Source organism: Legionella navarrensis (assembly GCF_052527415.1).
The window spans coordinates 37,259-58,302 of record NZ_JBNVZR010000009.1 but is presented as its reverse complement, the minus strand read 5'-3'; the positions used below and the strand labels follow the sequence as shown (position 1 = coordinate 58,302).

The window sequence follows — 21,044 nt, the reverse complement described above, 5'->3', positions numbered from 1 at the left end:
GTCCGCTCAGGCGGCCAGGCGCTCAAATGCCGGTTTGGGCAGCAGCAGCCAGTAGCGTCCCTTGTTTTTCATGTGCTCGCCCAGCCAGGCGGCCCGTTTGCTGGAGCCCCAGTACACATCGCCGCGAACAGCACCCTGTATCGCACCGCCGGTGTCCTGAGCAATCATCAGACGCTGGAACTGGCGTTGGTTTGGCTTTTTGGTTGCCAGCCACAGAGGCGCGCCGAGGGGGATCCATTTTCTGTCTACTGCCAGAGAGTAACCTGGGGTCAGGGCCATGCCTTGTGCGCCCAGTGCGGCTGGTTTTTTAAGTGGCTCGAAAAATACAAAGGACTTATTCTGGTGCAGAATCCGGTTGGCCTGGCTGGGGTTGCTGTCGAGGTAGCGTTTGATGGCTGTTTTGGATGCCGTGTTTTTTGTCATCACGCCCTGTCTGATTAATACCCCGGCGATAGATGTATAGGGCGCGCCGTTCTGGCCCGCGAAACTAAGGTATAGTTTTTTTCCCTCTGGAAGCTGGATAACACCGGCCCCTTCTATTTCCATAAACAGGCGGTCAACTGGGCTTTTGATCCAGGCAAGGACGGGCGCCTTGTTTTTAATTGCGCCGTTATCAATTTCAGCACGGGTATAATAATGCCGGCGTTTTTCACCTTTTTGAATACGCGGCAGGCCGTAGATGGGGGTGCTGTATTCCTTTGTTTTAATCAGACTTCCCTGCAGACGCGGCGTGTAGTACCCGGTAAATACGCCGCTTACGGATGTTTTCTGCTTAAATTCAAGCGCATGAAAATTGGTTTCAAAAAAATCACGGGCGGAGTCATCGGTGATGTAATTAATGTTGATGGCTTTTCTGCATGCTGGTTGCCAGTCACGTGCCTTGATTTTAAGCTGCTGGGGACCGGTACTCTGAGTCGGTTTTTGATTAAGCAGGGTCTGGCAGGATCGTTGGAACGCTTCCAGAGATTTTTTGACATCAGCGCCATCCCAGCCCGGCAGCTGAGTAAACGGCACTTCTTTCAGGGCCAGATTGCGCAGGGCAATTTTATTTGGATTAACCACCTGGGGTTCAACGCGCTTTACGACGTTTACCGCAGGTTTTTCAATCGCGGGAATAACCGATACTTTAATCGGCTCAGGGTGCCTGCTCAGCCCAGTCTGCACTGGAGCTGGTAAGTGGCTGGTCTTTTGATAAGAGAGGGACCAGATTGAGATTAACGCAAGGCTAATAATTCCCGTCAGGGTGAACAGTCTTTTTTGAATCATAGGTGCGGGATTTTTGCACATCAGAGCCGAAAAAGCAACTTGTTGTCGTTTTTATTGGTGTGGGGGCGCGTTGTCTTCCCGGATTACGGCTTTGGATTAGTATTGGTTTTTTGATCGTAGCCCGGATTAGGCGAAGCCGTAATCCGGGGTGGGCTTTGTGTTTATTTAGCCTCGGCGCGGGCTTCCAATACGGCAACGGCTGCGAGCGTTTTGCCTTCAAGGTACTCGAGGAAGGCGCCGCCGCCGGTTGAAATGTAGGACATTTGCTGCGTCAGGTCATACAGGTCAATCGCTGCGAGAGTATCGCCGCCGCCGGCAATGGAAAACGCATCGCTGTTGGCAATGGCAATTGCCAGCGCCCGGGTGCCGTAGGAGAACTGTGGCATTTCAAATACACCCACCGGACCATTCCATATAATGGTTTTGGCCATACCAATAATGTCAATATAGCGGTGAATGGTGTCTGGACCAATGTCGAGAATCATGTCATCACTGGCGACGCTGGCCAGTGATTTGTTGAAGGCCGGGCAACTGTCGCTGAACGATTTACCCACGACCACATCCGTAGGCAGACTAATCCGGCAGCCATTCTCCTGCGCAATACGCATGATCTCACGGGCTTCGTCCAGCAGACCATCTTCGCAAAGCGACACGCCGGTTTCAAAACCCTGCGATTTTAAAAAGGTATTGGCAATACCGCCGCCAGGAATAAGGTAATCAACCATCGTGACCAATTGTCGCAGCAGCGTCAGTTTACTGGAAATTTTAGCGCCGCCAACGATGGCGACGATAGGTTTTTCCGGATTTTTTAATACCTGCTGCAAAGCTTCCAGCTCGCGAATCAATAAGGGCCCGGCGGCCGCGACGGGCGCGTATTCGGCCACGCCACAGGTCGATGCCTGAGCGCGATGAGCCGTACCGAAGGCGTCCATGATAAACACATCGCATAAGGCGGCCAGTCTGCGTGACAGGCTTTCGCTGTTCTCAAGCTCGCCAACGTTAAAGCGCACGTTTTCACAGACCGTCAGCTCACCCGGTTTTGCGTCTACGCCGTCGAGATAACTGGAGGAGAAATGCACGGGATAATCGAGACTGGCGGCCAGATAATTTGCCACAGGCTGCAGTGAAAAGCGTTTGTCGAAACGACCTTCTTCCGGTCGCCCTAAATGCGACAGAACCATCACGGCTGCACCGGCATCCAGCGCACGCTTCAGGGTGGGCAGCGCCGCCTGCAGGCGCTGATCGCTGGTGATGATGCCGTCTTTAATCGGCACGTTCAAATCTTCACGTATCAAAACCCGCTTGCCCTGCAGGTTGATATCACTCATTTTAGTCAGGTTCATGACCGTAATCCTTCTGTTAGAAATTCATCATACAGCGTGCTGTATCCAGCATGCGGTTAGAGAATCCCCATTCATTATCATACCACGCTACAACTTTCACCAGCTTGCCCATAACCTTGGTTTCGAGCGTATCAAAAATAGCGGACGAAGGGTTGTGATTAAAATCGCAGGAGACAAGCGGTTCGTCGTTGATCTGTAAAATATCGCTTTTGGCGCTGTGCATAATGGCATTGATTTCAGCAACGGACACCTGGCGCTCGGCCGTAAAGGTCAGGTCGATAACGGAGACGTTCAGCGTGGGAACGCGCATCGCGAATCCATCCAGCTTTCCAGCCAGTTCCGGTAACACCAGACCAACAGCGGCAGCGGCTCCCGTTTTGGTCGGGATGATGGATTGTGTGGCTGAGCGGGCACGGCGCAGATCGCTGTGACTGCTGTCCAGCAGCATTTGATCATTGGTGTAGGCATGAATGGTGTTGACGAGGCCGGACTGAATGTTCAGCGCGTCATGCAGGGGTTTAATAACCGGAGCCAGGCAGTTGGTGGTGCAGGATGCGTTGGACACGATCACATCACTGTCGCGTAAGATGTGGTGATTCACACCGTAGACAATGGTGGCATCAGCATTTTTGCCGGGGGCGGAGATCAGTACCTTTTTGGCGCCGGCATGAATGTGTTCCATGGCTTTGTCATGGCTGGTGAAATGCCCGGTGCACTCAAAAACCAGATCGATGTCCAGCTCTTTCCAGGGCAGCGCACTGACGCTGCGCTGTGCGATGATGCGGATGGGATGGCCATCGACGACCAGGTTATCGTTTTCAACCAGCACGTCGTGGTTAAAGCGACCATGTGTAGAATCGTAACGGGTTAAATGAGCGGTGGTCTGAATGCCTGATAAATCATTGATGGCAACCACATTAAACTCGTTTGCACGTCCGGACTCATAAATGGCGCGTAAAATACAACGGCCAATGCGGCCATAGCCGTTAATTGCGACACGTATCGTCATACTGCTTCTCCGAATAACAGACTAAATAATCAAATTAAATTAAAGTGAACGGACGGCTGATATCAGCTGTTCGACGGTAATACCCAGGTAGTCATAGGCCTTGGCAGCCGGTGCGGAAACACCGAAACGATCCAGGCCGATGACGGCGCCATCCAGACCGGTGAACTGATACCAGTAGGCGCTGGATGCGGCTTCAATAGCGACACGCCTGCGAACGGCATTGGGCAATACCTGTTCGCGATACTCTGCACTTTGAGCCTGAAACTGCTCGCAGCAGGGCATGGACACGACCCGGACGCGCTGATCCGTCAGCTGTTGCGCAGCAGCCAGAGCCAGCTGCACTTCCGAGCCGGTTGCTATCAATATAATGTCGGGCACGCCCTGGCAGTCGAGCAGCACATAAGCGCCGCGACTGATATCTTCTGTTGCGACACCGCCATGCGGCAGCGCGGGCAGGTTCTGTCGCGACAGCAGCAGGGCTGTGGGGCCGCTGTGACGCGCCAGAGCCTGCTTCCAGGCTACGGCTGTTTCCACCAGATCGGCAGGTCGCCAGACGTGCATGCCAGGCGTCATACGCAGCATGGCTGCGTGCTCAACCGGTTGATGCGTTGGCCCATCTTCGCCGAGACCAATCGAGTCGTGAGTGAAGACGTAAATGACGCGCTGCTTCATCAGCGCACTGAGGCGAATGGCATTGCGCGCGTAATCCGCAAACACGAGGAAAGTGCCGCCGTACGGGATGAAACCCCCGTGCAGCGCAAGGCCATTCATGATGGCGGCCATGCCAAATTCACGTACCCCGTAGTTCAGATAGTTCCCATTAAAATTATCATGGGTAATGGCTTTAGTGCCGCTCCAGTCCGTGTTGTTGGACCCGGTGAGATCGGCAGAGCCGCCAAGCATCTCGGGTAAGAGTGAGGCAAAATATTCGATACACTGCTGAGAGCTTTTTCGAGTAGCAATGGCTTTACTTTCACTGCGGCATCGATCGATGAATTCATTTGCCAGTTTATCCCACAAATCGGGCAGGCCGCCGTTGATGCGGCGCAGGAATGCCTCGTAATCAGATTTGTGTTGTTGCTGATAAGTCTGACACAGCTGCAGCCAGTCGGTTTCATCCTGTCTGCCTTGCTCCACATGATTCCATGCAGCGTAGATCGATTCTGGAATCTCGAATGGTGCATAAGGCCAGTTCAGGTTTTTGCGTACTTCGGCAATACCTGTGGCACCCAGGGGCGCGCCGTGTGATTTTTCGCTGCCGGCAACTGGTGAGGCGAAACCAATGATGGTCTTACAGATAATCAGGCTGGGTCTGTCTGTTTCGGCCTGGGCCTGGTGAATGGCCTGTTCAATGGCCACGGGATCATGACCATCGATGGGGCCAATGACCTGCCAGTGATAGGCTGCGAAGCGCTCAGCGCTGTCATCGCGGAACCAGCCATCGACCTGGCCGTCAATTGAAATACCGTTGTCGTCGTAAAAGACGATCAGTTTGCCCAGTCCCAGGGTGCCTGCCAGAGAGCAGGCTTCGTGCGACAGGCCTTCCATAAGGCAACCGTCACCGATGAAGGTGTAGGTGTGATGATTGACCAGTTCAAGACCAGGTTTGTTAAACTGGCTGGCCAGCACCTTTTCGGCAATGGCCATGCCCACCGCGTTCGCCAGACCCTGGCCCAGCGGGCCTGTGGTGGTTTCAACGCCGGGGGTGTCAGCGTGTTCGGGGTGCCCTGGTGTCTTTGAGTGCAGCTGTCGAAACTGTTTTAAGTCTTCGATGGACAGGGCGTAGCCGCTGAGGTGCAGCAGAGAATACAGCAGCATGGAGCCGTGGCCATTGGACAGCACAAAGCGGTCGCGATCAAACCAGTGCGGATTCGCTGGATTATGCTTCAGAAATTGTTGCCACAATACGGTGGCAATGTCCGCCATACCCAGTGGCATGCCTGGATGCCCGGACTGCGCGCACTCAACTGCGTCCACACTCAACATACGAACGGCATTGGCCAGTTCCTTGGAATAACTCATGGGATCTCTTTGCAAGCGTTTATCAGGGGTACTATTGTCTCTCAGAAGCGTGTATTCAGCAAGATGAGCCAGATAGAGCACAAACTGGCTCTTCATTTGAGCTTAATGATATTAAATTAAACAAGGTGTATCAAAACATGGGTTTCTTGTGGTATATTCGCGGCACACATGCTTTTTCCCATTAACCTGGGTAATCAGGGTTGTATGTCAGCCGTAATGTATCGACTTCAGTCAAGACTTGGCTTTAAGCCTTCACTGCCGAATGAGCAGGACACGAACTGCCGCTGGACGTTTTCGTCTGAACTGTCTGCTTTCACCGCCAACCCCGACATCGCCCGCGATTTTTTTCGATCTCTGGCTAAAAAGCACAGCCTCTTAGCGCTGGAATACAGCGTTTTGTGCACCCAGCTCACCCATGATTTTTTCCGTACCAATCGCAACGATCGCCAGATCATGGAACAACTGGCAACCGCACTGATGATGGCGGAAATCCTGGGCTGCCTGTATCGTGACTATCTGAATGTGCCGCGCGAAGTAACGCGTTTGCGTAATGAGCAGCTGGTTTATCGTCAGTTGCTGGCTGATATTGGTTATCAGTTTGATCAGGATGTGCCGCTGCCGGAAAAGCCATCAGACTGGATCAGTCAGAAAATCCGAACGATGACGGTGTCCACCAACTGGCTGAGGCTGTGTGCGCTGCGTACCAAAAAAGTATTGAATGCCTTTGTGCCCCTGGCCAGCAAGGCCGGCGGCTACGGTAAGTTTGTGGCTGGTCTGGACGTCGTTGCCGCTCCTTTTTTCTCCTGGTTGTCCTGGCTGTTTTTCCTGCCCCGCCTGGGTACGAACCTGTTCATGCTCTTTAAGCATTTGATTCCCGGCTGGTGGATGAGCGACGAGGAGAAAGCCCTGGGAGCCTGGAGTCGCTTCATCGCTCAGTTGCAGCGGCGCTGGTTTGAGCTGGGTAACGATGCTCTGTGGGCCGTGGCCGGTCTGCTGGGCTGTTTTTTACTCGTTGGTGGACTGTCGCCTGTCGGTGCGTATTTAAACGTGCTGTACTATCTTTATGACGTGGTGCTTGCTGTGATACGCATTGCGCTGGAGCTGAATCGTCTGAAAGGGCTGCAGGCTGATTATCGGGACATGGCCCTGAGAGAGGGTGATCCGCAGAAAAGAGCAGACATTGAGGCCTTCGAGCGACATTTGCAGGCACGCTATGATTTTGAACGCAAGCGTCTGATGGTCAGTGTGCTGAACACCACAGCATTGCTCCTGGCCCTGATTTTATGCCTGCCATTCATGTTTTCGATCAATCCGGTTCTGCCGTTGATAGGCGCTGTCCTGATTGTTACCATCACGATTGTTGCCTATTACGCAGCTCAGGAAGTTGAGAAACAGCGCCCGGCAGCGCGCATTGCTTCCCTGACGGAAGATCCTAAGGCAAAATCTCTGTCACGTTTCGGCCTGTTTTCATCCTCGTCTGATGCGGAGCAGCGGGAGCCGGATGTTGATGACGGGCTGGTATTAGGGCTTTAACGCATCAGGGGTTATGCTGTCGCATTCTGGATGACATCCCATACACAACCCGCTATGATCATTTTTTTGCTCTCAGGAGAATTCCGTGTCCCTTAACGCCTTGCCCCAGTTCCACTCCCTCGATACCGATGCCTTTGTCCAGCACCTGGATCAACTGCTGGAAACCAATCTGGCCACGATTGACCGCCTGCTGACACAGCCAGATTATACCTGGGACAACCTGATGCAGGCCATGGATGATATGGACGATGCCCTTGAGCGGTTCTGGTCACCCATGTCGCATTTGCATGCGGTGGTGAATTCGCCTGAATTACGAGCCTGTTATCAGGCCTGCCTGCCGAAGCTGTCGGCTTACGAATCGGCGATTGGCCAGAATCAGGCTTTATATGATGCGGTCAAATCCATCGATCCGGCCACGCTGAACGAGGCACAGAAAAAAATACGGGAAGACAGTCTGCGTGGCTTTGAGCTGTCGGGTGTGGCCCTGTCGGATGAGAAAAAAAAGCGCTTTGAAGCCATTCAGACGCAGCTGGCCGAGCTGTCCAACCGTTTTGAAAACAACGTGCTGGACGCGACCCAGGCCTTCACCTGGCACATAACAGACGCAGCCGGGGTCAGTGGTCTGCCAGAACACGCGCTACAGACAGCCAGAGAGCTGGCCGCAGAGAAAGAGCTGTCCGGCTGGATGCTGAATCTGGAAACGCCCTGTTATCTTGCCGTGATGACCTACGCCGATGATCGGGCGCTGCGTGAGCGTTTTTATGAGGCGTACGTAACCCGCGCCTCCGATCAAGGGCCTTTTGCCGGCCAGTTCGACAACAGCGAGCTGATTAATGAACTGCTGGCTCTGCGCCACGAAACGGCCAATATGCTGGGATTTGCGCAGTATGCTGATTTGTCGCTGGCCACAAAAATGGCCGACACACCCAGTCAGGTTCTTGATTTCTTAATGGATCTGGCCCGTCGTGCTTCTGGCCAGGCCATGGCGGATCGCAATCGTCTGGATGACTTTGCCCGCACGGAGTATGCTCTGGACGTTCTCCGCCCATGGGATGTGGCCTACGTGTCTGAAAAAATGCGGCAGCGCTACTATCAGCTCTCACAGGAAGATCTGCGCCCCTATTTCACGCAGGACAAAGTCATGGATGGGCTGTTCACCATTATTAACCGCCTCTATGGCATCCGCCTCGAAAAAATGATCGGTGTCGATACCTGGCACCCCGATGTGACCTGTTATCGTCTCCTCGACGAAGAGGATCAGGAGCGAGGGTTTGTTTACGTAGACCTGTTTGCGCGGCAACAAAAGCGTGGTGGAGCCTGGATGGACTCCCTGCAAAGCCGACGACGACTGCCGGATGGGCAGGTGCAGCTTCCCATTGCAACCCTGACCTGTAATTTTGCCAAACCGGCCACCGGTGGCGTGGCTACCTTGTCGCATGATGAGGTCGTCACTCTGTTTCACGAATTTGGCCATTGCCTGCACCACCTGCTGACCCGGGTTGACTATCTGGGAGCATCCGGCATTAACGGCGTGGAGTGGGATGCGGTGGAATTACCCAGTCAGTTTTTTGAAAACTGGTGCTGGGAGTTCAGCGCTCTGCAGTTATTAAGTGCGCATGTGGAAACAGGCGAAGCCCTGCCAGCCGGCCTGTACGATAAACTGCTGGCGGCCAAAAATTTCCAGTCGGCCATGGGGATGATGCGGCAGCTGGAGTTTTCCCTGTTTGATTTTCGCATTCATCACGAATACGAGGCCGGTAAACCGAACCTGGTCAGCGATATCCTCAGTCAGGTGCGTCAGCTGACCGCGGTGGTTCCCCTGGTGCCTTATAATCGTTTTCAACACAGTTTTTCGCATATTTTCGCGGGTGGCTATGGTGCGGGCTATTACAGCTACAAATGGGCCGAAGTATTATCCAGTGATGCGTATGCCCGTTTTGAGGACGAAGGAATTTTCAACGCGCAGACGGGCCGTGATTTTCTGCATGCCGTTCTGGAAGTGGGGGGCTCACGCAGGGCACAGGACGCGTTTCGCGCCTTTCGTGGCCGTGATGCTGAAGTGGACGCCTTGTTACGCCATAACGGAATTCAGCCTTAAAGGGCGGAATATAAGGTTAATATTCCCTTAATCTTGTTGGAATAGAATAGAGCTATATACCGAGATGTGGGAGTGCAACATGGGTGCAGCAACTGGGTTTTTCTATCAGCGTGAGCCACAGGTCACCAGACAGAACCTCAAGGCCAAAACGCTGGTTTACGCAGGGCGTGATGGGGATGCTGAATTTTGTGCGCTGGCTGCCGCCATTCTGGATAACATGTTAAGTAATCCCAAGGCTAACCGTGCCTTGTTGACCCGCATTACGCCAAAGACATCGGGGCCGGGTTATTCGTTACTGCCCGTTGAGGAGCGTTTGAAGCGGCTGGCTGGCAATCAGCAGTCTTTGACAAAACTGGTCGGGGAAATGGCGGACAGTCTGAGACAGATCGCTGTGGATGAAATGTCTCAGGATCCAGAGAATGAGCAGTATCACGACGCCCTCGTCAAATACAGTCTGGCTGCCATGCGCCAGCCCGGAGTCCCCATCGGTATCTGTGCCCTGCATGCTCTGGCAAACAGGCTGAACATTCCTGTCACGTTCAGAGAAAAATCCTGTGAAAGTGATCTGCCTCTGTTGCATCCCCACATGGGGCCAGCCAGCGGCGCGAACGTGGCCGACCCGGTGAGTCTGCAGAAAGTCTCTGATTACTATCTTGTTTCCGTACACCATTCGGAATGCTTTATGTCGCTGAGCGAGCGACGTCTGCCTGCCTCTCAGCCCCCAGAAGTGCACGACGCAGGCGATTCAGACAACACCCTGATTTCGCATAGAAAGCGCAAACATAATCAACAGATTCTGAAGGCTTATCAGGTAACCCGTAATCGCCTGACAACCATGTTGTCAGCCGGAGAAATCGATCAGGAGCAACTGCTGTCAGCCTACATACGCAGCATTAAGCCAGGTTCTCTGGGTACCCAGTCTCGTTTTACTTCGCTGATGAACGACGGTGCGCGCCCTGTCAGAGCGTCAGGCGCTCCCGAAATTCTCGACAGACACGAGCAGTTGAATCACGAGTTGATTGGCGCACTGGCCCGGCTTGCCAGCCTGGGGCTGGTTAATGAGAATGAACTCTACGAGCAAGACGTTCGGCAGGCGGTATGTCCCTGAGCCGGCTGGCTTTATTTTGTGCGCAAAAAATGCGCACAGGCGGCTTCATCAATTGCCGGACTGAAATAATAGCCTTGACCTTCGGTCGCCGCATGTTGTTGTAAAAATGCCAGCTCCTCCTCGTTACTGACCCCTTCTGCGATGACGGTGATACCAATTCTGCTGGCTATAATGAGTATGGCCTCGACGATGGAGCGATCAATGCGACTCTGCGTTACCCCCTGAATGAACGATTTATCAATCTTGATTTTGTCGAAGGGAAAAAATTTCAGATAGGACAGGCTGGCGTAACCAGTACCAAAATCGTCCATAGACAGTTGAATGCCCATTGCCTTTAGTTCATGCATCCGCGTGATGATGTCGCTCGTGTTGTCCAGAATCAGATTTTCCGTCACTTCAAATTCCAGCATGGTCGGTTTGACACCTGTTTCCGCTAAAATTGTCTGCACGGTATCGAGAAACCGTTCTTCTTTGAACTGTGAGGGGGAAATGTTAATGGCCATGGAAAAGGATGGATTAATCGTATCATGCCAGATTTTTGCCTGAGTACAGGCCTTTTTCAACACCCACTCACCCACCCTGGGCATCAGACCGCATTCCTCAATGGCATCGATAAAATCACAGGGAAACAGCAGCCCTCGTTCTGGATGGTTCCAGCGCAGCAGGGCTTCTAAGCCGGTTGTTTTGTTTGTGCTCAAATGAATCACGGGCTGGTAATAGACAACAAATTGTTCTTCCACTATGGCGCGATGCAAATCGGTGATTAACTCCTCGCGCGTCAGGAGATACTGATTGAATTCCGAGGTATAAAACTGATAGGTATTGCGGCCAAGGGATTTGGATTGATAAAGGGCGCAATCGGCGTTTTTCAGCAGGGTTTCGCCATCGTCACCGTCTTTGGGGTACATGCTGATGCCGATGCTGGCACTGATGGTCAGCATATGGCCATGGATACTAATCGGTTTTGTGAATAATTTGACCAGCGCCTTAACCTTCATCAGCAGATCTTCCTCGCGCAGACGCGGCAGCAGGAGCACAAATTCATCACCACCCAGGCGGGAAACGGTATCCGAATCGCGTACAAACATGCTCAGGCGCTTACTGATGATTTTTAACAGTTCATCACCGGCTGTGTGGCCAAGGCTGTCGTTTACGTGTTTGAAGTGGTCAATATCAAGAAGAATCAGGCCAACACCCAGGCCGGTTTTCGCCGTGCTGTTGATGGCCTGTTCCATGCGATCATACAACAGGGCGCGATTGGGCAGACTGGTCAGCGTGTCGTGGGTTGCCAGGTGCAGCAGTTCGGCTTCCAGCGCTTTATTGACCGTGACATCATGAAAGCTGAACACGTAGCCGGCAATTCTGTCCTCTATATATTGAGCGTGTATGAACAATTCCAGCTTTTTTCCGGATTTGAGGCTCCACTCCCTTTTCAGGCGATGACCCGCTTTATCGTGGTTGTTGATCTGGTTTAGAAACAGCCAGGGATCATCCGTCATCTCCGCCATTTTTTGAAAAACCAAGGGGGCATCATGCGTTTTTACAACGTCTTCGCTCAGCTCCCAGATAGCGAGTAAATTATTGTTGTACACGTTAATTTTATGCTTTAAATCAACACCTAAAATACCTTCCTGAGTAGCTTCAATGGTTGCTTTGCAGACAGAAACGGATGCTGTTAATTCCTGGGTCCGCTGCTGAATAATCTCATCGAGCTGCAAGAGGTGTTTCTGGGTCTGTTGGCTTAGTATCCATTTTTTGGTGAGGGCCGCTGCAATCTGCCTGATTTCCAGATTATCAAAGGGTTTTTTAAGAATAAGATAACGATCGTTTTGTTGCAGTTTCGTCCGGATGTCGTTAAAAGAATAATCCGAGTATGCGCTGCAGATAACCACTTCCAGTTCAGGATCCAGCTCCCATAATCGCTGAATGGTCTCGATGCCGTCCCAGCCAGGTGGCATACGGATATCAACAAACGCCAGAGAGTAGGGATCCTGGTCCATCATGGCCTGACGCACCATCATAAAACCCTCTTTGCCCTGCAGGGCCGAATCAATCCGATAGGGCATACTGTTACGAGGCTGCGCTGTTGCGGTATTGTCGTTTGAAAACAGTCTGGATTTCAGGCTTTCAAAGGTATCGTCTGAATTTTCCTCCAGCAAAACCTTGCGGAAATCCTTGTGAATTGCCTCGTTATCGTCTATCAGCAACAGACGTATCTGTTTGATTCCTTCCAAGTGTCTCTCCAGTCGTATCTGATACCTGGTACGGCAGTGATAAGGTAGCGGTAGCCCCCTTGTTTACGCCCTCACTGTGTATTACTAAAAATCCACCCAGCTCCTGTGCTGAGTTACAACTGCCGTGCAGCCCGATACCATGGCCATGTTTTTTCGTGGTAAATCCAAACGAGAAAATTCTGCCAAGGTTTTCCTTACTGATACCCTGCCCATTATCAATGATTTCAATGATGGCATTGTTACTGTCACCAGCCAGGATCCGCACGGTAAGCAGCTTTTCTTTCATTATAGACTCTGCCAGAGAGTCAATGGCATTTTTAATCACATTAACCAGAATCTGCAGTACCTTGATGCGATCAATATGGATCTTTGGAATATCTGCGTATTCTTTTTTCAGCGTAACCATGTGTGCTTTCAGATCCGATTTGCAGAAAAACAGGGCGTCATCGACCAGATCAGATACCTGGCACCATTCGTTTGTGCTGATCACCGTGCTGAGCTCCTGCTGTGAAGCAATCACCTTTCGGATGAGGTCGATGTTTTTGAGTAAATCGCTGGACTCCTCCAGTAGGGTGCTCTTGCTGTCCTGCCATTTTTTCGCCAGCAAAATAATAAAGGTCGGTATTTGTCTGCCTTTGCTGTCATACATCAGGTAGGCTCCGTAATTATCCTGATGTTTTTCCAGCAGGCTGGCGATGGCGATTAAATTATCCAGGTCGGATTGGTTGATGCTTTCCTGGATCAGATTGGCTGACACATTGACGCTGTTTAGAATATTGCCAATATTATGCAGCACACTGTTGGCAACATCGGCCATGCCGGCACGTCTCGAAGCAATGATCATGTTGGAGTTGAGCGTAGCCAGTTCAGCCTCTGCGGCCTCACGCGCTTCGATTTGTCTGTTCAGCTGTCGGTTAATATCGGTGATGTTAAAAAGCATGCTGATCAGCTGTTTCTGCGAAACGGAAATCTCGTTGAGCATTTTATTGCTGTATTCTGCCAGATTCGCAATTTCATCCCGACCCTGGACTGGAATGCGCTGATTAAAATCCTGAGTCCTGGTGATGTTGTTCAGCGCGTTCTGGAAGGCAAACAAACGATCCAGGACCATTCTTTTTATCAGAAACTCAAACAACAGAAAAATAATGAGGCCGCTGAATATCATGACGGCAATCGACTTATAAATGGAATAAAGACCAAGCATGTAACTGGTTCTTGTCATTTGGACGCGAAACATGCCAATCAACTGATAATTGAGATTTTTCAAGGGGATAAAGATGTGATTTATCTGATTGTCGACGGCCTGTACAAGGTATTCCTTATCGGCGAGTTGCTGAAAAACAGCTTTCAGGCTGGGATTACGGCTGACCTGGGTCTGGGTGAAGATTTCAATATCAGCCCGAACGGTATCGCTTAATTCTTTGGCTTGTCGGGGGCCATAATTAAAGCCCATGACAAGGTTGCCATTCGGTTTTGCACTCATGTCGTAATTGGTGATGGGAAAGGAGGTCAGCAAAATGGGGTAAGGGTCGCCGTCAATGAACCCGGTTACATCGTCATGCACGTTGTTGTGCCGGATCAGAGCGGGATTGTCGTATATTTTTTCCAGGAGCTCTTTGGGCACTGGACCGGCTTTGTCGCTCTGAAAATCAAAGGAGCGGCCATCATAAAACCGCCCCTGCTGGTCGAAATACAGAATGTAGTTCAGCGATACCTGCTTGTAAGCGGTGTCTATTTCAAGATTATCGTGAATATACTGGTTCGATTTTTTTTGCATGAACTTATAGGTATCGTTCCAGTGCCCCCAGTCGCCGGCAAACAGATTCAGGGCGTCCTTCTGGCGCTGCAGCGTTGCGTTCAGACGCATACAGGCCGCTGCGATTTGTTTCTGTTCGATTTCCTTGATATTGTTCAGCGAAATAAAATAGGACTGCGCGACGACGATGGTGATGATCAGAAGCCAGGTGAGGATCACCATTAATCTGATTTTCATCAGTAATTTCATTCAGACACACTCCATGTGGAATGAACGGCCAGACAAAATCGCCTGCATGAGTGGCATAACCGTCAAGTTAAGATAATTTTCATCCGTGTCGTTCCCGCGAAAGCGGCAATCCATCCATTACTTGAGCACTTTGCCTGATGATAAATAGATTCCCGCCTTCGCGGGAACGACTTTATCGGGCTACTCAATACTTTTTAAAAACCGGCATCCCTTGATGAGAAAGGGTTGTCAGTCTTGTGGGTAAGGATATGGCCGCAGTACGCAGGCAGTATATATTACAAAAATCCGTTTGCCTTCATCCAGTCGTCGTTAACGAACTTGGACATGTAATTACGAATGGAATCAGGCAGAATAACCAGACATTTTTGATCGGACTTTAATGTCTTCGCTGCCTGCAGAGCGGCCCACATGGCCGCACCGCAGGAGCCACCAACCAGCAGACCTTCTTCGGCCATCAGCTGACGTGCCATCGCGAAAGAGTCGGCGTCGTTGATTTTTATGTATTGATCTATCAGTCCGTTATCCAGTACGTCGGGGAAAAAATCATAACCTATTCCCTCGACCTGATAGGGTGCCACCAAATCGCCGCCGCCCAGGATGGAGCCAACCGGATCAACACCAACAATCTGAATGGCCGGATTATATTCTTTCAGTCGTCTTGCTATCCCTGTAATAGTTCCGCCGGTGCCGACGCCCACAACGACCATATGCAGATCCTTGCCAAAATCATCAATGATTTCCTGGGCGGTGCCGTGATAATGCGCGCCAGGATTATTCGGATTGGCGTATTGATCGAGAATATGGGAGTTGGGGATCTTGCGCTGCAGATCTTTGGCCAGGGAAATATGGCTGTCTGGATCATCCCAGGCTGCGGCGGTTGGCGTGCGGTAAATGGTAGCACCCAGACGCTCCAGCACGGATTGTTTTTCCTGACTCATTTTTTCCGGCATGGTGATGACAACCTTGTATCCCATGACGGCACCAGCCAGAGCCAGGCCGATTCCGGTATTACCCGAGGTGGGCTCAATCAGCGTGTCGCCGGGTTTTATCTGTCCGCTTTGCTCTGCCTGTCTGACCATTTCAAAGCCGATTCGATCCTTAACTGAACCGCCAGGATTGAAAAACTCGCATTTTGCATACAGTTCACAATCCAGATGCCTGCCGACGCGATTGATTCGGACAACCGGTGTGTTGCCAATGGTTTCGAGTATATCCTGGTAAATCATGCTATGCCTTGTTAATGAATTCGAAAATCAGTATAACCAAAGAATGCGGTGTTACTCAACGAAGCTGTTGCAGCTTAATATAATTTTATCAAGGAGTGGGTATGACATTCCGGCGGAAGCTGGCTCATGAACTGGATCCCAGACTAAAGGGCACGCTGGGTCTGTCGTTGACCAATAAGGTAATCATGGGGTTGATACTTTTTTCTCTGCTGATCGCCATTATGGCAACAGAATCGTCGTTTTATGCGGAACATGTCCAGGCTTTTCTGATATCCGAATCGATTTTGACAGGCCTGTTTGCTCTGGAGTATATCGCCCGCCTGTGGGTTTGTGTCGAGAATCCCCTCTATCGTAGCCGCTGGCATTATTTTATGACAGCTTCAGCTCTGCTGGATTTGCTGGTAGTCATTCTGTTTGTCGCTACCACCATGGGGGCAGAAGGGTTTTTGCTGCGTCTGTCCCGTTTACTGCGTTTGCTGCGCATCGCGAGGCTGGGACATTATTCAGTGGCCATCAACAACATCAAATTCGCCTTGAATGAACGGCGGGACGAACTGCTGCTGAGTCTGGGTATTGCTCTTGTCATCCTGCTGATTTCGTCGTCGGCTCTGTACTTTGTGGAAGGCGATGCCCAGCCGGAAAAATTTGGCAGCATACCGCGCGCCATGTGGTGGTCAGCCATTACGCTGACCACGGTGGGCTATGGCGATGTATATCCCATTACGCCACTGGGTAAAGTGATAGCATCTATCACCGCCATTGCCGGGATAGGTCTGATTGCCATGCCTGCAGGCATCCTCGCCGGCTCCTTCAGTGATGCCATGCAGCGCCACAGGCGGCATAAAAAAAATGAAGACAGCGCCGCATAGGTTTAGAGGGCGTTGAATGAATATCATCCGAGTAAAAGCATCGGGCTGTAGCATCTTAATTTGAACTGAAGTTAATCCGTTGGCACGATGCTGCTCCCTTCTCCCTTGAGGGAGAAGGGCTGGGGATGAGGGTGGTGGGTGTGGCACGGTCTCGAGTAAATCAAGAATGTCGTCCATCACACCCTGTATATTTTTAAAAACCTCATGGTTCCATATTCGCAAAACTCGATATCCACAGCTTCCCAAATATTTGGTTCGTAGCAAATCATACTCAATAGCATCCAGATGCTGACCACCTGCTCCGTCAGTAATACCACATGCGGTTTTCCGCATCAGGCATGTTTCGTCCCGTGCTACACCTACCACCCTCATCCCCAGCCCTTCTCCCTCAAGGGAGAAGGGAGCAGATGGTGCCAACCGATTAATTTTAGTTCAAATTAAGATGGGACAGCCCTGAGCAAAAGCCGCTCTGTACTGGGCAATTTTTTAATCTTTATATAATTCGCGCTTCCCGCATATCATTTGTCCTCCCCGCCTGCGCGGGAATGACAGTCCGGAGTTTTTGCCCAGTATAGAGATCCTGACGACCATGAGCCCGGGCCTACTGGATAACCGAGGGTTTTTTTGCTAGCATGGGGTTTCAATAAAAGCTTGCAGAACGAAGCAGTTTTTTATTCGGACAGCACATTATGACGCCATTTTCCCGAGATATCAGCATAACGCTTATTTTCAAGCTGGTCTTGTTGATAGCCCTTTGGTTCTTTTTTGTGCGAGGCATGGGCAAGCCTGTAAAAAATGCGCAGCAGTGGATGCTGGGCCCTCATATCTCCGATACAAGCTCTGTAAAAACGCCAGTCAAAGAAGGGTAAATTATGATTCCAGGTAGCGACGTTGTTGATCTCTCCCGTCTGCAGTTTGCGCTGACGGCGCTGTATCATTTTCTTTTTGTTCCCCTGACCCTCGGTCTGTCTATGCTGCTGGCCATTATGGAAACGGTCTATGTCATGACCGGCCGCGACATCTGGAAGCGCATGGTGAAATACTGGGGCCTGCTGTTTGGCATCAATTTTGTGCTGGGGGTGGCGACGGGACTGACCATGGAGTTCCAGTTCGGTACCAACTGGTCTTATTATTCCCATTATGTCGGTGACGTATTCGGCGCCCCTCTGGCCATCGAAGGTCTGATGGCTTTCTTCCTTGAAGCGACATTCGTGGGGCTGTTTTTCTTTGGCTGGGACAGGCTGAGTAAGGTACAGCATCTCTGCTGCACCTGGCTTCTGGCCATGGGCACCAGCTTTTCAGCGCTGTGGATTCTGATAGCCAATGGCTGGATGCAGAATCCGGTAGGCGCCGCCTTTGACTATAACACCATGAGGATGGAGGTCAGTGACTTCGCTGACATCATGTTCAACCCCGTTGCCCAGGCGAAATTTGTACACACCATCAGCGCGGGATATGTCACGGGCGCCATTTTTGTTCTGTCTATCAGCGCCTACTTCATTCTGCGTGGCCGTAATATTCCTTTCGCCAAACGCTCCATGACGGTTGCCGCTTCCTTTGGTCTGGCTTCTGCCTTGTCGGTGGTGGTACTGGGAGACGAGAGCGGCTACCTGGCCAACAGCAACCAGAAAATGAAAATGGCGGCCATGGAAGCCATGTGGCATACCGAACCGGCGCCAGCCAGCCTGACCCTGTTTGGCATACCCAACCAAAAGACCATGCGTACAGATTATGAGATCAGCGTTCCCTGGCTGCTGGGTGTCATTGCAACCCGTTCATTCAGCGAGCCGCTGGAGGGGATTGTAGAGCTGATTGAGCAGGGCAAGGGGCAGATTCGTGAAGGAATACTGGCATACGATGCCCTGACCCGTCTGCAGAAATCGCCGCAGGACGAACAGGCAAAAGCAGATTTCACCGCGCATGGCAATTCGCTGGGCTATGGTCTGTTGCTGAAAAAATACACTGAAACTGTGACAGATGCCACAGATGAGCAAATCAACAAGGCAGCAAACGATTTAAAACCCAACGTGCCTCTGATTTTCTTCTCGTTCCGAATCATGGTTGCCTGTGGCCTGTTTTTTATCGCTCTGTTTGCCGTTGGCTTTTACCTGTCGGTGAAACGCAGACTGCATACCTCCCGCTGGTATCTGCATCTGGCCTTCTGGTCGCTGCCTCTGCCCTGGCTGGCCGCCGAACTGGGCTGGGTAGTCGCGGAGTGCGGGCGCCAGCCCTGGGCGGTACAGGGTGTTTTGCCTACCATGATGGGCACATCCTCCGTCAGTGCCGGTCAGGTTTTAACGTCAATCAGCGGCTTCGTTGCCTTTTACAGTATCCTGGCTGTTGTCGAGGTGTATCTGATGGTGAAGTACATTCGTCTCGGCCCCGATCATTTAGCTCATTAGGAGTCACATATTATGCCTCTGGATTATGAAACATTACGTGTGTTGTGGTGGCTGCTGCTGGGCGTGCTGCTGATTGGTTTTGCAATAATGGATGGTTTTGATCTGGGCGTGGCCATGTGCCTGCCATGGATTGCAAAAACCGACATGGAAAGACGGATCCTGATTAACAGCATTGCGCCGACCTGGGAGGGTAATCAGGTCTGGTTCATTCTGGGCGGGGGTGCTATTTTTGCTGCCTGGCCAACATTATATGCCCTGTCGTTTTCCGGATTTTACATGGCCATGCTGCTGGTATTGCTGGCCCTGATACTGCGGCCGGTCGGATTTAAATATCGCTCGAAACTGGTCAATCCCCTGTGGCGTTCGTTTTGGGATTACGCATTGTTTGTTGGTGGCTTCGTACCGGCCCTGATATTTGGCGTTGCCATAGGTAACGTGCTGCAGGGCGTGCCCTTTAATTTTGACAGCAGCCTGCGTATATTTTACACCGGCACGTTCTGGGCTCTGCTGAATCCTTTTGCCGTATTGTGTGGCCTGGTTTCCGTCTTCATGCTGTTGATGCATGGTGCTTTTTTCCTGAATGTCAAAACTGAAGGTCATCTACAGGAAAGGGCAAGGGTCACCGCCCGAGTCAGTGCGCTGCTGCTGTTGATCCTGTTCGCCGCTGCCGGCGTCTGGGTTTACCTTGGCATCGATGGTTATCGTATTATGGGCATCATGCCACATGATGGCCCGTCTAATCCTCTGCATAAGGATGTCGTTCAGCAAGGCGGTGCCTGGTTAAGCAATTACCGGCTCATGCCAGTCAGCATGCTGGTGCCTCTGCTGGGTATGCTTGGTGCCGTTCTGGCAGCCGCGCTGGCTAATAAGCCAAAACTGGCCTTCGTGTGCAGCGCCGCTTCCGTCTTTGGCGTTATTGCCACGGTTGGCGTCAGTATGTTTCCCTTTATACTGCCGTCTTCATCGGTGCCTGCGCAGAGCCTGACCGTATGGGACAGTTCATCCAGTCAGCTGACTCTCACGATCATGCTGTTTGCGACGGTTGTTTTTCTCCCTCTGGTTCTGGCCTATACCGCCTGGGCCTATCGCGTTATGCGCGGAAAGGTAACGAGAGAAACGATTATTAACAATCACGAATCGGCTTATTAGGAGCAATCATGTGGTATTTTTCCTGGATACTGGGTACGGGGCTTGCCTGCAGCTTTGCGGTGCTGAATGCCATGTGGCTCGAGCTGCGTCTGGATGGTTCACAAGAAAAAGACGCCGCGTCTGAATAAAATGCCATCAGGTAACAATGTGTAGCCCGTATTAGCGATAGCGTAATACGGGAGCGAAGCTGATACACTGCCCGGAGGCGCGCGTTACCTCGGTAGGGCGGGGAACCATGCACGATTCAGCGCCGTACCAAAGCCCGTCTTTGCGGGACGATATGATGCTGTTTTATGCACGCTGATAATACGATTTTACAACAGCGTTGACAGCATATAGAATTCAGAAAGCAGACGATAAAACATCAACAAGGACGATACTATGAAACATAGCAATTTGTTAAGACTTTCTGCCGTTGCGCTTTTTGCAGCACCCGTATTACTGACCGGCTGCAGCACCATGGAAGACATGTTTGGCGACACAAGCTCGGCTTCTCATTATGATTACGCGCACCAGGCTCCCACTGTCACGACAACATCTTCAGGCAGCCAGTCCGGCACTTCCGGCAGTTCATCATCAGCCACTGGCAGCTCCGGCATAGCCAAAAAACGAGGCGTTACTGCAACAACGCTGGCTGATCCGGTTGACGCAGCCGTCATTCATCCTAAAACAAGCACCGCACCCGCATCAGTACCTTTAGCGGCGCCATCGGTTGCGCAATAAAGCGGTTTGAGGTTTTACCCCTCAGAACGGATGATTTATATTTCTGACAATAGGTTT

Annotated in this window: 16 protein-coding genes and 1 pseudogene; 9 read left to right on the top strand and 8 right to left on the bottom strand. The window is 51.5% G+C overall.

Annotation, left to right across the window (positions count from 1 at the left end; all coding sequences use genetic code 11):
- Positions 1 to 6: 6 nt before the first annotated feature.
- From mltA to tkt, 4 genes are all read right to left on the bottom strand, one after another.
- The gene (gene mltA, locus ACQUTA_RS07015) at positions 7 to 1,266 is read right to left on the bottom strand and encodes a murein transglycosylase A (RefSeq protein ID WP_444987516.1); all 1,260 of its coding nucleotides are present in this window, start codon (positions 1,264 to 1,266) and stop codon (positions 7 to 9) included.
- Positions 1,267 to 1,427: 161 nt separating this feature from the next.
- Positions 1,428 to 2,609, bottom strand: coding sequence for a phosphoglycerate kinase (locus ACQUTA_RS07010; protein ID WP_444987515.1), 1,182 nt, complete (start codon positions 2,607 to 2,609; stop codon positions 1,428 to 1,430).
- A gap of 16 nt (positions 2,610 to 2,625) precedes the next feature.
- Positions 2,626 to 3,618 carry a type I glyceraldehyde-3-phosphate dehydrogenase gene (gene gap / locus ACQUTA_RS07005; RefSeq protein WP_444987514.1) on the bottom strand — a complete coding sequence of 331 codons (993 nt, stop codon included), beginning with the start codon at positions 3,616 to 3,618 and terminating at the stop codon, positions 2,626 to 2,628.
- A gap of 39 nt (positions 3,619 to 3,657) precedes the next feature.
- The gene (gene tkt, locus ACQUTA_RS07000) at positions 3,658 to 5,640 is read right to left on the bottom strand and encodes a transketolase (protein WP_444987513.1); all 1,983 of its coding nucleotides are present in this window, start codon (positions 5,638 to 5,640) and stop codon (positions 3,658 to 3,660) included.
- A gap of 204 nt (positions 5,641 to 5,844) precedes the next feature.
- On the opposite strand from tkt, the gene ACQUTA_RS06995 reads away from it, so the two are divergent.
- From ACQUTA_RS06995 to ACQUTA_RS06985, 3 genes are all read left to right on the top strand, one after another.
- On the top strand, positions 5,845 to 7,173 hold the full coding sequence (locus ACQUTA_RS06995) for a hypothetical protein (protein ID WP_444987512.1): 1,329 nt from the start codon (positions 5,845 to 5,847) through the stop codon (positions 7,171 to 7,173).
- A gap of 85 nt (positions 7,174 to 7,258) precedes the next feature.
- Entirely contained in the window at positions 7,259 to 9,271 is a 2,013-nt protein-coding gene (locus ACQUTA_RS06990; RefSeq protein WP_444987511.1) for a M3 family metallopeptidase, read from the top strand.
- A 79-nt stretch (positions 9,272 to 9,350) separates the two neighbouring features.
- A complete protein-coding gene (locus ACQUTA_RS06985; protein WP_444987510.1) occupies positions 9,351 to 10,379 on the top strand; it encodes an OTU domain-containing protein in 1,029 nt (342 codons plus the stop codon).
- A gap of 11 nt (positions 10,380 to 10,390) precedes the next feature.
- Here ACQUTA_RS06985 and ACQUTA_RS06980 read toward each other — a convergent pair whose 3' ends face one another.
- From ACQUTA_RS06980 to ACQUTA_RS06970, 3 genes are all read right to left on the bottom strand, one after another.
- Positions 10,391 to 12,613, bottom strand: coding sequence for an EAL domain-containing protein (locus ACQUTA_RS06980; protein ID WP_444987509.1), 2,223 nt, complete (start codon positions 12,611 to 12,613; stop codon positions 10,391 to 10,393).
- Positions 12,570 to 14,618 carry a CHASE4 domain-containing protein gene (locus ACQUTA_RS06975; RefSeq protein WP_444987508.1) on the bottom strand — a complete coding sequence of 683 codons (2,049 nt, stop codon included), beginning with the start codon at positions 14,616 to 14,618 and terminating at the stop codon, positions 12,570 to 12,572. Before ACQUTA_RS06975 ends, ACQUTA_RS06980 begins: the two co-directional genes overlap by 44 nt.
- 275 nt (positions 14,619 to 14,893) lie before the next feature.
- Positions 14,894 to 15,844 (bottom strand): pyridoxal-phosphate dependent enzyme, encoded by a 951-nt coding sequence (locus ACQUTA_RS06970; protein WP_444987507.1) that lies wholly within the window; start codon positions 15,842 to 15,844, stop codon positions 14,894 to 14,896.
- 101 nt (positions 15,845 to 15,945) lie between these two features.
- Between ACQUTA_RS06970 and ACQUTA_RS06965 the strand changes: the two genes are divergently transcribed.
- Positions 15,946 to 16,713 (top strand): potassium channel family protein, encoded by a 768-nt coding sequence (locus tag ACQUTA_RS06965; RefSeq protein ID WP_444987506.1) that lies wholly within the window; start codon positions 15,946 to 15,948, stop codon positions 16,711 to 16,713.
- Positions 16,714 to 16,878: 165 nt separating this feature from the next.
- Here ACQUTA_RS06965 and ACQUTA_RS06960 read toward each other — a convergent pair.
- Positions 16,879 to 17,046, bottom strand: a pseudogene (locus ACQUTA_RS06960) (DUF559 domain-containing protein); the annotation flags it as partial.
- 356 nt (positions 17,047 to 17,402) lie between these two features.
- Here ACQUTA_RS06960 and cydP point away from each other — a divergent pair.
- From cydP to ACQUTA_RS06935, 5 genes are all read left to right on the top strand, one after another.
- Positions 17,403 to 17,582, top strand: coding sequence for a cytochrome oxidase putative small subunit CydP (gene cydP, locus ACQUTA_RS06955; RefSeq protein ID WP_444987505.1), 180 nt, complete (start codon positions 17,403 to 17,405; stop codon positions 17,580 to 17,582).
- Positions 17,583 to 17,585: 3 nt separating this feature from the next.
- Positions 17,586 to 19,115, top strand: a complete 1,530-nt coding sequence (locus tag ACQUTA_RS06950; protein ID WP_444987504.1) for a cytochrome ubiquinol oxidase subunit I — start codon at positions 17,586 to 17,588, stop codon at positions 19,113 to 19,115.
- Between the two features lie 12 nt (positions 19,116 to 19,127).
- On the top strand, positions 19,128 to 20,264 hold the full coding sequence (gene cydB / locus ACQUTA_RS06945) for a cytochrome d ubiquinol oxidase subunit II (RefSeq protein WP_444987503.1): 1,137 nt from the start codon (positions 19,128 to 19,130) through the stop codon (positions 20,262 to 20,264).
- Positions 20,265 to 20,272: 8 nt separating this feature from the next.
- Positions 20,273 to 20,392, top strand: coding sequence for a cytochrome bd-I oxidase subunit CydX (cydX, locus tag ACQUTA_RS06940; protein ID WP_444987502.1), 120 nt, complete (start codon positions 20,273 to 20,275; stop codon positions 20,390 to 20,392).
- Between the two features lie 253 nt (positions 20,393 to 20,645).
- Positions 20,646 to 20,987 carry a hypothetical protein gene (locus ACQUTA_RS06935; protein ID WP_444987501.1) on the top strand — a complete coding sequence of 114 codons (342 nt, stop codon included), beginning with the start codon at positions 20,646 to 20,648 and terminating at the stop codon, positions 20,985 to 20,987.
- Positions 20,988 to 21,044 lie beyond the last annotated feature (57 nt).

Excerpts from the sequence above, each read along its gene's own strand:
- mltA (WP_444987516.1), bottom strand. The coding sequence starts at position 1,266 with ATGATTCAAAAAAGACTGTTCACCCTGACGGGAATTATTAGCCTTGCG.
- ACQUTA_RS07010 (WP_444987515.1), bottom strand. The coding sequence starts at position 2,609 with ATGAACCTGACTAAAATGAGTGATATCAACCTGCAGGGCAAGCGGGTT.
- gap (WP_444987514.1), bottom strand. The coding sequence starts at position 3,618 with ATGACGATACGTGTCGCAATTAACGGCTATGGCCGCATTGGCCGTTGT.
- tkt (WP_444987513.1), bottom strand. The coding sequence starts at position 5,640 with ATGAGTTATTCCAAGGAACTGGCCAATGCCGTTCGTATGTTGAGTGTG.
- ACQUTA_RS06995 (WP_444987512.1), top strand. The coding sequence starts at position 5,845 with ATGTCAGCCGTAATGTATCGACTTCAGTCAAGACTTGGCTTTAAGCCT.
- ACQUTA_RS06985 (WP_444987510.1), top strand. The coding sequence starts at position 9,351 with ATGGGTGCAGCAACTGGGTTTTTCTATCAGCGTGAGCCACAGGTCACC.
- ACQUTA_RS06975 (WP_444987508.1), bottom strand. The coding sequence starts at position 14,618 with ATGAAATTACTGATGAAAATCAGATTAATGGTGATCCTCACCTGGCTT.
- ACQUTA_RS06970 (WP_444987507.1), bottom strand. The coding sequence starts at position 15,844 with ATGATTTACCAGGATATACTCGAAACCATTGGCAACACACCGGTTGTC.
- ACQUTA_RS06965 (WP_444987506.1), top strand. The coding sequence starts at position 15,946 with ATGACATTCCGGCGGAAGCTGGCTCATGAACTGGATCCCAGACTAAAG.
- cydP (WP_444987505.1), top strand. The coding sequence starts at position 17,403 with ATGACGCCATTTTCCCGAGATATCAGCATAACGCTTATTTTCAAGCTG.
- ACQUTA_RS06950 (WP_444987504.1), top strand. The coding sequence starts at position 17,586 with ATGATTCCAGGTAGCGACGTTGTTGATCTCTCCCGTCTGCAGTTTGCG.
- cydB (WP_444987503.1), top strand. The coding sequence starts at position 19,128 with ATGCCTCTGGATTATGAAACATTACGTGTGTTGTGGTGGCTGCTGCTG.
- cydX (WP_444987502.1), top strand. The coding sequence starts at position 20,273 with ATGTGGTATTTTTCCTGGATACTGGGTACGGGGCTTGCCTGCAGCTTT.
- ACQUTA_RS06935 (WP_444987501.1), top strand. The coding sequence starts at position 20,646 with ATGAAACATAGCAATTTGTTAAGACTTTCTGCCGTTGCGCTTTTTGCA.